The sequence below is a fragment of the Natronosalvus sp. KLKA75 genome (assembly GCF_059736265.1).
The window spans coordinates 1,807,076-1,820,460 of the sequence record NZ_CM185522.1; the positions used below are offsets into that span (position 1 = coordinate 1,807,076).

Sequence of the window (13,385 nt, forward strand, 5' to 3'; positions counted from 1 at the left end):
CGCGGAATGCGGACTCGGGCCTCGACTGTCGGTCGACTCCTCATGCGTCGATCTCACCACGCTACCACGAACTCCATAATGAAACCCTGCCGACGCAACCTCTCGCTGCGCTGACGCCACCGGGGTGGTTATTTGGTCTCGAGCGTGGTCGATTGCCGGGATGGAAGGGCGTTACGTCCGTCTCGTACGGTGGTTGATCGTCGCGACGGCAGGAGTGGTCGCCGTCGCGGCACCCGTCGCCGCCCAGTCGGCCAACCGCGACCTCATCGACGGCCTCTACGTTCAGTTGCTGTACGTTGCACTCCCGCTGACGCTGTTCGTCCTGGTCATCCTCTCGTACGCCGTCGTCCGATTTCGGGACAACGAGGATCCCCGCCCAACCGCGGAGGATCCGGCCCTCGAGATCACCTGGACGGTCGCGACGGCGGTCATCCTGCTGTTCGTCGGCGTCTCATCGTACGCGGTGCTCGCCAGTCCGTACCTGTCACCGGGCGTCCTCCCGGACGAAGACCTGGCTGGGACCGGCGACAATCCGGTCGAGGTCGCGGAGGACGACATGGTCGTCGAAGTCGTGGCTTACCAGTGGGGCTGGCAGGCCACCTATCCGGAGGCGAACGTGACGACCCAGGACGTGATCGTCGTGCCCGCGAATCGTGACGTCGCGTTCGTCATGACCTCGAGGGACGTCATCCACAGCTTCGCCGTACCCAGTCTGGGTCTGCGCCAGGACGTCTTCCCCGAACAGGAGAGCGCCATCCGAACGAACGTCTACGGGACCGGCACCTACCAGGTTCAGTGCACGGAGTTCTGTGGTGCCCAGCACGCTCACATGAGGGCGACGATCGTCGTCGTCGACGAAGAAACGTACCAGACGTGGCTCGTGAACCACGAGGGAGAAGACGACGTGACCGACGCGCCGGCCGTCATGGACTAACTTGAGGATACAGGTCGAGACCGGAACGCGATCCAGACGAGCGCGATGAAAAACGAGACGGGAAGCGCGACGACGAACCCCCAGAGGTAGTTCGCCCCCCACAGCACGACGAGCAGAATCGCGAAGAGACCGACGGCTACCAGCGGGGCGACGGCGATAACGGCCTGCTGTCGGTCGATCTCCTCGGACGGTGAGTGTCCTCGGGCACCCATACGGATACGGGTTCGACACCCTCGAGGGACAAATATCCCCAGTGAGAAGTCTCGAGGCGCACTCGAGAACATCACGGCGAGCAGGTGTACAGCTACGACCCGACGCTCCACCGAGTTTCGTAGGGGTAGCGCTCGGCGCGGTACAGTGCCACGTGGGTTACGACGGCGACGACGACCAGTCCCACGTTCACCGGCGTCGAATCGTACGCGACGACGTTGATGACGATTTCGCCGCTGTAGATTGGCCAGAAGGGCTCCATCGCCGCATCCGGGGCCGACGAGAGCAGGTCGACGAAAATGTGGCTGAGGCCGCCAGCCCAGAACGCGCTCGTCGCGAACACGAACGTCGTTTCGGGAGCAATCGAGTCGCTTCGAATCAGTCGATGGGCGTTCAGCACCTGCGTGAGCGTCCGTGCGGCCACGGCCCCGAAGACGAGGCCGACCACCAGGACGAACGGAACGGTGTGTGTCAACCCGTGGTGTTGGAGTTGGGGATGTGAAAAATAGGACTCGAACAGGAGGTCGACGTCCGGAAGCAGCGCTGTGACCTGTGTGAGCGCGGCGAACGTTACCGCTGGTCGACGACCCCACAGTATCCAGGCCGGAACGGCGAACAACAGTGCCATTGCACCGTGACCGATTGGCTCGACCATCTGCCCCCTTCTAAAACGTGTGGGGTATAATAATCACCCACTCTCCCGGAATAGCCTGCCGTCCCACCGCTTTGATACGATCGGAGGCGGCTACTTCCCGACGAATTTCACCCACTCTTTATCATCGTTGGCGGTGTGTATCAACGGACCATGCCGACGCTCGGCCTCTCCAGGGAGTCGATTCGGGACATCTCGGGAAACCTCGTGCCCCTCGGCGTGCTGCTGTTCTTCGCCGGGTGGTTGCTCCTCGAGCGCCCGTGGGGGTGGGACCTGCTGTCGCTGGCCGTCGTCTACGGGCTCATCTTCTCGCTCGTAGGGACGCTATTCCTGGTCACGTACGTCGTCGCCGTGCGGTTTCAGGAAGCGACACCTGAACGGTGACACCGAGTATGATCGAAGATTCCAACGACGAACCGACCTGGAGCGAACCGACGGCTGAAGCCTCGCACTGTCAGGACTGCGGCCGTCCGTTCGCGACCGAAGAGCGTCGCCTGCTCCATCGGGGACTCGAGCATCCGGATCGACTCAGCGCTCGAGAGCGCAAGGCGTACGCGACGGTCGCAGCGGCAGAACGCGGCGCTCACAGACGCTACGTGCTAGGTGCACTGATCGTACTTGTGGTGACGTACTTCGGGTTCCTGTTCGCGTACGCGGTCGTCGTGTGAGCGAAGTCGCGCGGGAGACACCGCCCTCAGAACGTGATGAGGACGATGCCGGTCACGAAGAGCAAAACGACGACGACGCCGAGAAACAACCCGAAGAGCGATTTTTCGGACATGAGGCGTTCGTCATCGAGCGAGGTGATAAATCTCTTGTCGGGTGAAGACACGTTCCGGGTGTGCATGCGGACGCAACAAACTGCGTTCGGGCATCCGCGCCAGGGAGGCCGAGTGGGGTACGTCGGTCAAAACCGTACGGAAGGTCGAACGTAACTCGTTTCGGGCGGCAAAATGTACACCTGATGAGCTACAACCCACCACCGCGCAACTTATGCCCGTTCGAAATCTCCATTCGGCCAATGGTAACGGTTGACAATGTGCTGGGTCTTCTCAACGAGAAGCGCCGCAGATATGCACTGTACTATCTCAACGAACAGGATGGTGCAGTGCCAGTCGAGGAGGTGGTGGATGCGGTGGCAGACATGGAAACGGACGAAGGTTCGTATCCTCACCCCGACGAGAAGTGGAACAACATCGAACTCTCGCTTCATCACAACCACCTTCAGAAAGCCGACGAGTACGACTTCATCCACTACGATTCAGAGGCGGGCGTCGTCGAACTCGTCGAATCCCCCACCGAACTCGATATCATCCTCACCGTGGCGAACGTACTCGAACGGACGAACTGAGTCGCTCCCGTAGCCGTGCGATTTCGTCGTAAAGCGGTGCCCGAAAACGTCTTCGAGCAATCGTTGATCCAGATCTGCCAACAGTCGCACACTCCGGATCTTCCAGCAATCGCACGAGCCGGATCCTCGAGGGTTCACACCCCTCAACCCGTTACTCGTCCTCGACGAGACAGTAGGCGTGTCCGGGCGTCTCGAAGACCGCCTCCTCGCTGTCGCTCCAGTAGTTCGAGATCCTGGCCCGTTCGGCGTAGTAGATCCGGCCGTCGCGCGGAATCGGTTCGCTGGTCACGTGGCCGCGGTTCATCACCTTCCATCGAACGTCGCCGGTGTCCTTCTCGAGCGCGTAGAGGTGGCCGTCGTAAGAGCCCACCAGCACCGCGTCGGCGGTCACCGTCAGCGACCCCAGTACGTTGCCCTCGACGTGGGTCGACCACAGCTCCTCGCCCGTGTCGGCGTCCAGCGCGTAGACGTTCCAGTCGTCGCCGCCCGTGTAGACGACGTTGGTCTCGGGGTCGATCCCCGGATTCGACATGACCACCTCGCCGAGCTCGAACGACCACTCCTCGCTCCCGTCCTCGAGGTCGAGGCGGTAGAAGTAGCCGTCCCAGGAGCCGACGAACGCGCCGCCGTCGTAGGTCGGGATCGTCCCCTTGACGTGGTGGCCGGTCTCGAACTCCCAGGCAAACTCCAGAGAGGGGAACTCCCAGGCGTAGACGACGCCGTCGTTCGACCCGGTGACCATCCGCTCGGTCTCGGGGTCGATGGCCGTCGAGGGGTGAGGCATCCCCCACAGGCGGTCGTCCTTCCACAGCGGTTCGCCGGTGCCGGCGTCCAGCGCCCACATCGTCCCCGCGTTCGGGTTCGCGTACTCGGTGACGACGTAGATCACGCCGTCCCAGTAGGCCGGACTCGAGCCGATGGCAATCGAGCCGTCGAGCTGGCCGCCCGTCGTGTGCCAGACCTCGTCGCCGGTTTCGGGATCGAAGGCGTACATGTCGCCGTCGTAGCCCCCGAGGTAGGCGACGTCGCCGATGACGGTCGGCGTTCCGTGAAAGCCCAGGGATCTCGAGGCGCCCGTCATCCGCGTCCACCTGTGCTCGCCGCGCGGGGTTACCGCGTGGATACGGCCGGTGTCAGATGGAATCAGGATCGTCTCGCCGTCGGGCGTCGGCAGGGGACTCGACTTCGCTGCGGTGTGGCCGATGTAGTTGACCGGGAGCGACCAGTTGACCGACACCGACTCCGGCACGGTCTCGTTCGGGTAATAACCGAGGCGGCGGAGCCCGCGGCGAAACATCACTGCGTCGTCGCGGTCCGGGTACGTTTCGTCGTAGGGCAGGATCTCGGGGGCGAACGAGTCCTGATCCCGCGAGTAGGTGCCGTACCCGGGGAGCGCACAGCCGGCGAGTCCTGCCAGGGCCAGGCTCCCCCCGGCGAGGACCTGTCGTCTCGAGACGTGCGGTGGACGGGTCATCTGTCGTCGAGCCAATTGGAAGGGTTCTGGTATAGTTCCGCCGGTTCGAGGGATGCCCACGCCGACGTCTCGAGTCGGATTCCTTCTGCCGAGTTACGAAACTCGTTGCTCGAGGAGTCGTTGCCAGGTCCTGAGATTCGTCGTCGAGTCGAGGGATTCGGCGGTCGAACGCGGGTCGCTCGGGCCAGCGTCGCACGCCGATTAGGCCCCTGCTACGATTCGGTACTCTGACGGTGATAGTCTCCCATCTCGAAGGTGACCGAACGAAGATATGCATGTGCCTTATCCTCATAATAGGTATTTTATACGTATTCCGGATAGAACTAAATACAGGTTTGTGGACGATCAGCGTATGTCAACGCACGCAACACACTGGAACGACACCGCGACCTGCCCGTTCTGCGGCGGCGAACTAAGCGACCCCGGCGCCGGGTTCGTCGACCACATCGGCGTCAACCCCGAGTGTGAGACCGAGTTCGATAGCTGGCGCGACAACGTCGTCGACGACCTCGGCGGTACCTGGAGCGGGTAGTCGGGTCGAGCGCCGACCCGAACTCGAGTGCCCTTCGGTCCCTAGAACCCGACCGCCTGCCCGTCTTTTCGCGGTTCCGTCGCCCCGGTGAGTACGTCGCCAGTGCGACGAACGAGCTGTGCACCGCCGAACATCACGGGCGGCAGCACCTGGACGTCGTGGCCTTTGCGCACCAGCCCGGTCTGGTTCGGGAACCGTTCCTCGACGCCGAGGGACCCCTCCTCGCGGTAGCGCCAGCGCGGCGAGTCGAGCGCTTCCTGGGCGCCCATCCCGTAGTCGACCAGATTCGAGACGACCTGGACGTGGCCCTGGGGTTGCATGTATCCGCCCATCACACCGAAGGCTGCCCAGTCGTCCTCGTCGAACTTCGCGATGGCCGGCACGAGGGTGTGGAAGGGGCGTTTGCCGGGCTCGAGGCGGTTCGGATGCTCAGGGTTGAGCGAGAACGAGGCACCCCGGTTCTGGAGGGCGATGCCGGTGTCCCCGGCGACCAGGCCGCTCCCGAAGCCGGCGAAGCGGGAGTTGATGTAGGAAACGAGGTTGCCTTCCGCGTCGCCGACGGTCAGGAGTACGGTGTCGGCGTCCTCGGCGGCCTTCGTCGGCACGCCGACCGCGGAGTCCTGGATCGCCCGCTCGCCGATCGCCGCGGCGCGCTCGCGGGCGTAGTCCTCCGATGCCAGCGGCGGCACCGTCTCGTAGTCAGGGTCGGTAATGTAGTGATGCCCGTCGACGAACGCGAGTTTCGTCGCCTCCGCGAACGCGTGCACCCGCTCTGGCGAATCGTACGCGTGCTCGCCCGCCCCGATTTCCTCCGCGATGTTCAGCGCCTCGAGCGCGATCAACCCCTGGTTGTTCGGCGGTAGTTCGAAAATCTCCGCGCCGTTGTAGGTGGTGCTCACGGGCTCGAGGAACTCGGGTTCGAAGGCGGCGAGGTCCGAAATTGTGAGAAAACCGCCCTTCGATTGCACTTCGTCGGCGATGGCCTCGCCGATCTCCCCCTCGTAGACGACATCCGCGCCCTCCTCGGAGATCGTTCGCATCGACTCGCCCAGGCGCTCGAGCGTCACGACCTGACCTGGATCGGGTGCTTCGCCGTCGAACAGGTAGGCCTCGCGGGCGTGGTCGTCGGTAAAGAGGCGGGGAGCACCCTGCCAGTAATAGGAGATGACCTCCGAGACGGGGTACCCCTCGAGGGCGTAGTGGATAGCCGGCTCGAGGACGTCAGCGAGCGTCAGCGTCCCCAGCTCTTCGACAGTGGCCTCCCAGCCGCGGGCCGTCCCCGGAACTGTGACCGCGTGCGGCCCCAGGAACGGCATCTCGAGGTCGTCGCTCGTGGTGTCGTCGACGGCGTAGCCCCTGGATTCGGGGTACCAGTCGGCAGCATCCTCGCGCTCCCGGACGGAGCGCGTGACGTTCTTGATGGTCGTCTCGGCGGGAGCGCCACCGCAGGCTCGCATGGCGCCAACCTCGCCGCCGGCGGTTCGGTAGAGGGCGAAGACGTCGCCGCCGAGGCCAGTCGAGGTGGGTTCGACGACGTTCAGCGCGGCCGCGGTAGCGACAGCCGCGTCGAAGGCGTTCCCGCCGTCCTCGAGGATCGAGAGGCCGGCCTGGGCTGCCAGCGGCTGGCTCGTGGCGACCATCCCGCCGGTGGCGTGGACCGAGGAGCGTCTCGAGTCGAATCGATCGAGGTCGTAGTCGGTGGTCATGACTGGGGCTTTCGCTCGGGGGTCAAAAGTGCGGGCGTTCCGGCAGGCCGGGACGAAGGCCGGGCGGGAACGGCTGTTGTCTCGATATTACTATAGGAACTATAGCATGTGCGCCACGAACTCGTACCCGCGGGCGGAACCTTCACGGCCTCCGAGTCGAAATCTCAGCGAGAACGCGTCCGAATTCCCCAGCCCATGGCCAACGAACCGTACCTTCCCGGCGTCGACCGCTCCGACGAGAGCGAGGACCGTATCGTCCTCCACGTCGACGCAGACTGCTTCTACGCCGCCTGCGAGCGCCTCCGCGAACCCGACCTCGAGGGCGAACCGGTCGTCGTCGGGATGGGGTACGAACCCGGTGACTCAGTGGGGGCCGTCGCCACCGCCAGCTACGAGGCGCGCGCGTTCGGCGTCGAGAGCGCTCAGGCCATCTCGACGGCGCTCGAGGCGCTGCCCCGGCGGGTCGACGCCGAGGACGATCCAAACCTCGCCGTCGAGGAAACCGGCCACTACCGTCCGGTCGACATGGACTACTACCAGTCGGTCGCCGCCGAGGTGAAAGAGATCCTCCACGATTGCGCCGACGTCGTCCGCGAGGTGAGCGTCGACGAGGCCTACCTGGACGTGACCGAGCGCACCGCCTGGTCGGTCGTCGACGGCTTCGCCCGCCACGTCAAAGACCGCATCCGTCGCGAGGTCGGCATCACCGTCAGCGTCGGCGTCGCGCCCTCGATGAGCGCAGCCAAAATCGCCAGCGACTTCGACAAACCCGACGGCCTGACGGTCGTTCGTCCCGGCGAGGTACGAGAGTTCCTGGCGCCACTCGAGGTCGACTTGCTCCACGGCGTCGGCCCCGTGACGGCCCGCGAACTGCGTTCGATGGGGCTCGAGACGGCGGCGGACGTCGCTGGCGCCGATCCGGAGCCCCTCGTCGATCGGTTCGGCGAGCGCGGCCGCGAACTCTACGAGCGCGCACGGGGAGACGACGACCGCCGCGTCGAACCGAAGGGACTGCCCAAGAGCTTCTCGCGGGAGTCGGCGTTCGACGGACCCGTCGAGGAGCGCGAGCCGAAACTCGAGCTGGTGGAGATGCTCGCGGCAGCCGTCGCCGACCGCGCTCGACGGGAGGGGGCGCTGTACCGGACCGTGGGCGTGAAGGCCGTCCGTCCGCCCTACGAGGTCAACACGCGCGAGCGGTCGTTGCCCGGACCGGTCGACGAACCCGATCTCGTCCGGGAGATCGCCCTGGACCTGTTCGCCGAGTTCGAGTCCGAGCCCGTGCGAAAACTCGGCGTCAGGGTGGCGAACCTCGAGTTCAGCGAGGCCGACCAGGCGAGCCTGGATAGCGTCGACTGGGGGGACCGAGCAAGATCGAATGGGTCGGACTCGAGTACCGACGACGGCGATGACGGCGAAAACGATGCACTTGGCGGAGCGGACTCGAGTTCGCCCACCGAAAGGGTGACCGACGCCGTGGAGCAACTCGACCTCGAAACCGCTCTCGCGTCGGATTCGAGCGGTCGGGACGAGGCCGAACGGTCTACCGACGATGACGACGAGGAACGAGCGAACGGCGAAACGTCGGTTCAGGGCTCCGGACAGGCCTCCCTCGACGAGTTCGAGTAGAGGTCGCTGAGAGCGGCGAAGACGCCGTCGGCCGAAATACCCATGCCAGTTCGTTCACGATAGCCAGATACGCCGCGGAGACAATCAGCGATATTGAAAGTATAAGTTGTCGCAGGAAAACGGTCTAACAGACCAGTCCCGGGGCTATAGACGACCGATCTTCCATGACCGACGATATCGACTTCTACGACCTTCTCGACATCTCATCTGACGCCTCTCAGGACGACGTGAAGCAGGCGTTTCGCGAACAGGTCCGGGTCTACCACCCGGATCTGAACGACGACGACCGGGCACAGGCGCAGTTTACGGCACTCAAGAAGGCCTACGACATCCTGGGCGATCCGGTCGAACGCCAGGCCTACGACCGCCTCGGACACGAAGATTACGTCGCGAAGCGAACGTCGGGGCTACCCTCGCCTGACCTCTGGAAGTCGGCTAGAGACACAGACGAGGATACAGACGCGGATGCGGACGCGGACGAGAGCGAGGGAGACGACTCCTCGAGTTCGAAATCGGGTTCAGATTCAGATTCGAAATCGGGATCGAGGTCGCGTTCGTCGACGACCTCCCACACTACGAAAGCGAGTGCCTCGAGCGCGACGTCGGCAGGCGGAACGACGGGCTCGCGAACCTCGAGTGACAGTGCGAGCGCCGGCGCGGGATCGGCCAGTACGTCCACCTCGAGTACGAGCACTGGCACCGGAACAGGGGCCGGCACCGGGACGAATACCCGCTCGAACGCGACCGCCTCGAGTGCCAGCGCGGGCGGGACGACATCAGGCACCGCCGGCTCGACGGGTTCCCGGACCGAGTCGACCCCGCACGCTCACTCTCACGCTGGCTCTCAATCGAGTCCAGGTCGACTGACCGACAACGCGCTCGTCCGGTGGTGGCGCGACCAGAACTTCGCCTGGCCGCTCATCTGGACGTCGATCCTCGTGTATCTCGCCGGACTCGTTCACTTCGGACTCGAGCACGAAAACGCGCTCTCGACCCTGGCGCTGGAGTTGCAGTCGATCGGAGCCGAGCCGAACGCCATTTGGACCTCCCTCTCGACCAGTCGGCACGGCATCTCGACCCCGTTCGCGTTCGTCTCGAGCGTCGAGCTGGTCGCCCCGCCATCGCCTCTCGAGCCGATCCAGTGGTACGGCGTCCTGGCCGGAATCGTCGGCCTCTCGTTGCTCTTCGTGCTCGCTGCACGGGTCGTCTGGCGCGAGGAGACCTGGGGGCCGATCTCGCTCGACGAGACCATCGTCGTCGGGATCGCGCTCACTGCGGCGACGATGGTCGTCGGCGGTCCGCTGCTCGCGGGAAGCGTCCTCATGCCGCTGCTGATCGGCGTCGTCGTTCACCGAACCCACCAGCTCCCCGGGTGGTCGCCCTCGTACCTCTACGTCCTGGGCGTCCTGGCCCCGCTCGTCGGGTTCGCCGTCGCCGCTGCCGGGTACGCGACGCTTCCAGCCGATCTGGCGCTGTTCGTCGTCGTTCCGCTGCTCGGCTCGTTGGGGCTTCCGCTCCGCGTGAGCGTTCGAAAACGGTTCGGACGGTAGGTACCTATTGTGGCTATTGTCGCCGTCGTGGCGGCCGAATTGTGCTCACCCGATCCGCGTCGCTACGCCCTTCGTCTGCCTGTAATCCGAATCGAGAATCGCCTCGAGTCGCTCGAGCAACCGCTCTCGGTCCCCGGCTTCCCACTCGGCCGGGTCGAGAATCGGGACGACCATGAACCCGCGACCGCGGATCTCCGTCGCGTGGAGGGCGGGCATATCGAGGTCGATTCGATGGCGCTGGGTCGTGTACTCCTGGAGAACGTGATCGGTCGCCCTGGCGCCGACTGGCAGGAGGATGTGGGCGTTGATCGCGCGCAACTCCGCGTCGAAGTAGCGCTCGAGTTCGTCGTACTCGTCGGTGGTCGGCGGTCGGCCGCCGGGAAGGGTACACATGTGGAGGTAGTCGGCGAAGAAGTTCGAGAAGACCGGCTCGCTGGCGGGACCGCTGACGAATCCGACGGCGCGGAAGAGGTCCAGGAGGCGCTCGCTCGTCTCGTGTTCGGTGAACGGGATGCCGGTGGTCTCGCCGCCGTGGATGCCGGGATGGTCCCCGATGAGGTGGAAGTCGGCGTTGGCGTCGCCGTAGCCGAACACGGCGGGGACGTTACCGGGGTCGTGCTTCTGGAAGGGCGATCGCATCCCAAAGGGGTTGCTCGTTCGGTCGGTGACGTTCTCCACGAGGGTACGGAAGCATCGAAGCGAAATAACGGCATTGAACCGTTCCGACGAAGGATTCGGATCGGCGTCGCTCGAGCCGCCCGTTTTCAGGAGTGGTGGCTGGCAGCGGGAAGGACCCGACGAATTGCTCATCCTCGGGAGCGACGATTGGGGGCGAAGGGGTGCCGAGTCGATCTCGAAATGCACGAACGTGAATAATACATTCGCATCGAGGGGAAAGATGGGCACGAACCCGAGCATTGAATAGGCTCGCGGTGTCCGGTTCCGGTATGACGACGATTATCGATGGGAAAGCGGTCGCGAGCGAAATACGAAGCGACCTCACCGGAGCGATCGAGACGCTCGCGGACGCCGGCGCCCGTCCAGGACTGGCGACCGTGCTGATGGGCGACGACCCGGCGAGCCAGACGTACGTGAACATGAAACAGCGCGACTGCGAGGAGGTCGGCATCGAGCCCCACCACGTCGACGTCCCCGGTGACGCCGCCCCCGAGGACCTGTACGAGGTCATCGCGGAACTCAACGACGATCCCAACGTCCACGGCTACCTCGTCCAGTCACCGGTCCCCGACCACGTCAAGTATCGGGACGTGATCCGGCGAATCGACCCCATGAAGGACGTCGACGGCTTTCACCCCGAGAACGTCGGACGACTCGTCGCTGGCGACGCTCGCTTCCGGCCCTGTACCCCCCACGGCGTCCAGAAACTCCTCGAATCCGCCGGGGTCGACACCGAGGGGGCGGACGTGACCATCGTCGGACGCTCGGACATCGTCGGCAAGCCCCTCGCGAACCTGCTGATCCAGAAAGCCGGCGACGGCAACGCGACGGTGACCGTCTGTCACTCTCGAACCGACGACCTCGCGGCCAAGACGCGCGCGGCAGACGTCGTGATCGCTGCCGTCGGCGTCCCCGAACTGATCGACGGCTCGATGATCGACGAGGACGCGACCGTCATCGACGTCGGGGTCAACCGCGTGGACGCGGACACCGAGAAAGGATACGAACTCGTCGGCGACGTTGATTTCGAGAGCGCGAAGGAGCGAGCTGGTGCGATCACCCCCGTCCCTGGCGGCGTCGGCCCCATGACGCGCGCGATGTTGCTCTACAACGCGGTCAAAGCCGCCAGCCTGCAGGAGGGAATCGACATCGAGTTGCCCTGATCCTGACCTCGAGTCCGGTCCTACAGCGTCTTCGCCAGTGACTCGAGGCCTTCTCGTGCGGCCTCGAGTTCGGCCACGTCCCCCTGTACGCCGTTCGCCAGGTGTCGAGTCGTCTCGAGCAGTCGTTCCGCGATCGTCGGTTCGACGTCGCCCTCGAGCATGCGCAGGCGGGTTTCGTGATCGATCAGGCTCTCGAGCGTGCTCTGGGCGTCCTCGAGTTCGAGTTCCCGGTCCGTCTCCTCGACCCAGACCCTGAGGTCACGCCGATAGACACGCACGGCGTCGGCGACGGCGAGGCCTCGAGCCTCGTGAAAGGACGGCGGGACCGTCTCCGGGTCGGGGCGCGTGCCGTCGTCGGCATCGCGCAACAGCGAGAGGAAGTACAGCTCTTCGTCTTCGGTCAGTCGGGAGGTCCGGGCGATGATGTCGGCGGCGTGGCGGAGTTCCATCGCGGCGAGGTACGTGTCGTCGAGCGGGCGAAGGTCCCCGTCGGCGACGAATCCGCGGTTCCGAACGTACTCGCGACAGATTCCTCTCGCGCGGTCAGCGAGTTCGTCGTTCGGCGCTTCGTCGACGGCCCCGCGGACGCTCGTGAGGTCGAACGACGCGGGCCGGTCGGTGGTCGCCGTGCGCTCGCCGGTACCGACGCTTTTGAGGCTCCCGCAGGCCGGACAGCCGACGCTTCCCGTCTCGGCGTACGACCAGCGGGTCCCACAGGACGTACACTCGCGTTCGCCGCGGACGTTCATTGCCGTTCGTACGCGCGCGAGCCCAAAAGTCCCGTCGATGCACGACACCGGCGGCCTCGAACCGATCGTTCGACTCGCTATTTTGTCAGCCAGGTCCCATTAGTTTGGCGAGTGCTTACCCGACGGGAAATGAAGAGACGGCAGTTGCAATGCGTATAGCCAGAACCTCGAGTGAAATACCCGGATTCGCATGTCCCGAGACAGATTCAGCCGACGAAAGTTCGTCGTCGCAGTTGGCGCCGCAGGTACGGCCGCCCTCGCTGGGTGTACCGACGAGGGCCCGGGCGACAATGAATCCGACGACGGCACGGGCGACGATGGCGTTGGTAATGGGGACGACGACGGAATGGGCGACGACGAGAACGAGACAGACGTCGGCGACGACAACGAAACCGACGACGGAATGGAAGACGACAACGAAACCGATATCGGCGACGATAACGAGACGGACGATAACGAGACCGACATCGGCGACGACAACGAGTCGGACGACAACGAGACTGACATCGGCGACGACAACGAGTCGGACGACGAGGAAGAGGCATAACGAGTCCCTCGCGACTCGTCTCGCTCACTTTTCGAACAGCGTCATCACGCGCATCGGGTCGACAGCGTGTCGACCTCGAACGTCGTGGGGCCGCCCAAACGATTTTATCTCGCGCCCGAGAACGGACGGACACGATGACACGGAGTACTCACGCTCCTGGTCGAGAAATTCGTCGATAGCGACGACACGCAGGTACGAACGACCGACGACGGC

Annotated in this window: 16 protein-coding genes; 9 read left to right on the forward strand and 7 right to left on the reverse strand. The window is 64.6% G+C overall.

The window, feature by feature from the left end:
• The first annotated feature begins 160 nt into the window (after positions 1–160).
• The gene (coxB, locus tag AC6I65_RS08660) at positions 161–934 is read left to right on the forward strand and encodes a cytochrome c oxidase subunit II (protein WP_497901518.1); all 774 of its coding nucleotides are present in this window, start codon (positions 161–163) and stop codon (positions 932–934) included.
• Here the strand turns inward: coxB and AC6I65_RS08665 are convergent.
• Entirely contained in the window at positions 931–1,146 is a 216-nt protein-coding gene (locus tag AC6I65_RS08665) for a DUF8142 family protein (protein ID WP_497901519.1), read from the reverse strand. The two genes, coxB and AC6I65_RS08665, sit on opposite strands and share 4 nt — an antisense overlap.
• A gap of 92 nt (positions 1,147–1,238) precedes the next feature.
• On the reverse strand, positions 1,239–1,799 hold the full coding sequence (locus AC6I65_RS08670) for a metal-dependent hydrolase (protein ID WP_497901520.1): 561 nt from the start codon (positions 1,797–1,799) through the stop codon (positions 1,239–1,241).
• A gap of 135 nt (positions 1,800–1,934) precedes the next feature.
• Here AC6I65_RS08670 and AC6I65_RS08675 point away from each other — a divergent pair, with 135 nt between their 5' ends.
• Positions 1,935–2,180 (forward strand): DUF6684 family protein, encoded by a 246-nt coding sequence (locus tag AC6I65_RS08675; RefSeq protein ID WP_497901521.1) that lies wholly within the window; start codon positions 1,935–1,937, stop codon positions 2,178–2,180.
• 8 nt (positions 2,181–2,188) lie between these two features.
• A complete protein-coding gene (locus tag AC6I65_RS08680) occupies positions 2,189–2,464 on the forward strand; it encodes a DUF7410 domain-containing protein (RefSeq protein WP_497901522.1) in 276 nt (91 codons plus the stop codon).
• A 26-nt stretch (positions 2,465–2,490) separates the two neighbouring features.
• Here AC6I65_RS08680 and AC6I65_RS08685 read toward each other — a convergent pair whose 3' ends face one another.
• Positions 2,491–2,643 (reverse strand): hypothetical protein, encoded by a 153-nt coding sequence (locus AC6I65_RS08685; RefSeq protein ID WP_497901523.1) that lies wholly within the window; start codon positions 2,641–2,643, stop codon positions 2,491–2,493.
• A gap of 174 nt (positions 2,644–2,817) precedes the next feature.
• On the opposite strand from AC6I65_RS08685, the gene AC6I65_RS08690 reads away from it, so the two are divergent.
• Positions 2,818–3,147: a DUF7344 domain-containing protein gene (locus AC6I65_RS08690; RefSeq protein WP_497901524.1), complete on the forward strand. Its 330-nt coding sequence runs from the start codon at positions 2,818–2,820 to the stop codon at positions 3,145–3,147.
• Positions 3,148–3,298: 151 nt separating this feature from the next.
• Here the strand turns inward: AC6I65_RS08690 and AC6I65_RS08695 are convergent, their stop codons facing one another.
• Entirely contained in the window at positions 3,299–4,621 is a 1,323-nt protein-coding gene (locus AC6I65_RS08695; protein ID WP_497901525.1) for an outer membrane protein assembly factor BamB family protein, read from the reverse strand.
• Positions 4,622–4,973: 352 nt separating this feature from the next.
• Between AC6I65_RS08695 and AC6I65_RS08700 the strand changes: the two genes are divergently transcribed.
• A complete protein-coding gene (locus AC6I65_RS08700; protein ID WP_497901526.1) occupies positions 4,974–5,153 on the forward strand; it encodes a DUF7501 family protein in 180 nt (59 codons plus the stop codon).
• Between the two features lie 41 nt (positions 5,154–5,194).
• Here the strand turns inward: AC6I65_RS08700 and AC6I65_RS08705 are convergent, their stop codons facing one another.
• Entirely contained in the window at positions 5,195–6,859 is a 1,665-nt protein-coding gene (locus tag AC6I65_RS08705) for a gamma-glutamyltransferase family protein (RefSeq protein ID WP_497901527.1), read from the reverse strand.
• Between the two features lie 195 nt (positions 6,860–7,054).
• Between AC6I65_RS08705 and dinB the strand changes: the two genes are divergently transcribed.
• Both dinB and AC6I65_RS08715 read left to right on the forward strand, forming a co-directional pair.
• Positions 7,055–8,485: a DNA polymerase IV gene (dinB, locus tag AC6I65_RS08710; RefSeq protein WP_497901528.1), complete on the forward strand. Its 1,431-nt coding sequence runs from the start codon at positions 7,055–7,057 to the stop codon at positions 8,483–8,485.
• A 164-nt stretch (positions 8,486–8,649) separates the two neighbouring features.
• Entirely contained in the window at positions 8,650–10,035 is a 1,386-nt protein-coding gene (locus tag AC6I65_RS08715; RefSeq protein ID WP_497901529.1) for a J domain-containing protein, read from the forward strand.
• A gap of 45 nt (positions 10,036–10,080) precedes the next feature.
• On the opposite strand, the gene AC6I65_RS08720 is transcribed toward AC6I65_RS08715, so the two are convergent.
• Positions 10,081–10,713 carry a uracil-DNA glycosylase family protein gene (locus tag AC6I65_RS08720; protein ID WP_497903183.1) on the reverse strand — a complete coding sequence of 211 codons (633 nt, stop codon included), beginning with the start codon at positions 10,711–10,713 and terminating at the stop codon, positions 10,081–10,083.
• Positions 10,714–10,982: 269 nt separating this feature from the next.
• Between AC6I65_RS08720 and AC6I65_RS08725 the strand changes: the two genes are divergently transcribed.
• A complete protein-coding gene (locus AC6I65_RS08725; protein ID WP_497901530.1) occupies positions 10,983–11,876 on the forward strand; it encodes a bifunctional methylenetetrahydrofolate dehydrogenase/methenyltetrahydrofolate cyclohydrolase in 894 nt (297 codons plus the stop codon).
• Positions 11,877–11,896: 20 nt separating this feature from the next.
• Here AC6I65_RS08725 and AC6I65_RS08730 read toward each other — a convergent pair whose 3' ends face one another.
• Complete coding sequence (locus AC6I65_RS08730) at positions 11,897–12,625, reverse strand: DUF7117 family protein (RefSeq protein WP_497901531.1); 729 nt, start codon at positions 12,623–12,625, stop codon at positions 11,897–11,899.
• A gap of 190 nt (positions 12,626–12,815) precedes the next feature.
• Here AC6I65_RS08730 and AC6I65_RS08735 point away from each other — a divergent pair, with 190 nt between their 5' ends.
• Positions 12,816–13,172: a hypothetical protein gene (locus tag AC6I65_RS08735; RefSeq protein ID WP_497901532.1), complete on the forward strand. Its 357-nt coding sequence runs from the start codon at positions 12,816–12,818 to the stop codon at positions 13,170–13,172.
• The last annotated feature ends 213 nt before the right edge of the window (positions 13,173–13,385 follow it).

Coding starts and splice junctions, on each gene's coding strand:
- coxB (WP_497901518.1), top strand. CDS start 161: ATGGAAGGGCGTTACGTCCGTCTCGTACGGTGGTTGATCGTCGCGACG.
- AC6I65_RS08665 (WP_497901519.1), bottom strand. CDS start 1,146: ATGGGTGCCCGAGGACACTCACCGTCCGAGGAGATCGACCGACAGCAG.
- AC6I65_RS08670 (WP_497901520.1), bottom strand. CDS start 1,799: ATGGTCGAGCCAATCGGTCACGGTGCAATGGCACTGTTGTTCGCCGTT.
- AC6I65_RS08680 (WP_497901522.1), top strand. CDS start 2,189: ATGATCGAAGATTCCAACGACGAACCGACCTGGAGCGAACCGACGGCT.
- AC6I65_RS08685 (WP_497901523.1), bottom strand. CDS start 2,643: ATGCACACCCGGAACGTGTCTTCACCCGACAAGAGATTTATCACCTCG.
- AC6I65_RS08690 (WP_497901524.1), top strand. CDS start 2,818: ATGGTAACGGTTGACAATGTGCTGGGTCTTCTCAACGAGAAGCGCCGC.
- AC6I65_RS08695 (WP_497901525.1), bottom strand. CDS start 4,621: ATGACCCGTCCACCGCACGTCTCGAGACGACAGGTCCTCGCCGGGGGG.
- AC6I65_RS08700 (WP_497901526.1), top strand. CDS start 4,974: ATGTCAACGCACGCAACACACTGGAACGACACCGCGACCTGCCCGTTC.
- AC6I65_RS08705 (WP_497901527.1), bottom strand. CDS start 6,859: ATGACCACCGACTACGACCTCGATCGATTCGACTCGAGACGCTCCTCG.
- dinB (WP_497901528.1), top strand. CDS start 7,055: ATGGCCAACGAACCGTACCTTCCCGGCGTCGACCGCTCCGACGAGAGC.
- AC6I65_RS08715 (WP_497901529.1), top strand. CDS start 8,650: ATGACCGACGATATCGACTTCTACGACCTTCTCGACATCTCATCTGAC.
- AC6I65_RS08725 (WP_497901530.1), top strand. CDS start 10,983: ATGACGACGATTATCGATGGGAAAGCGGTCGCGAGCGAAATACGAAGC.
- AC6I65_RS08730 (WP_497901531.1), bottom strand. CDS start 12,625: ATGAACGTCCGCGGCGAACGCGAGTGTACGTCCTGTGGGACCCGCTGG.
- AC6I65_RS08735 (WP_497901532.1), top strand. CDS start 12,816: ATGTCCCGAGACAGATTCAGCCGACGAAAGTTCGTCGTCGCAGTTGGC.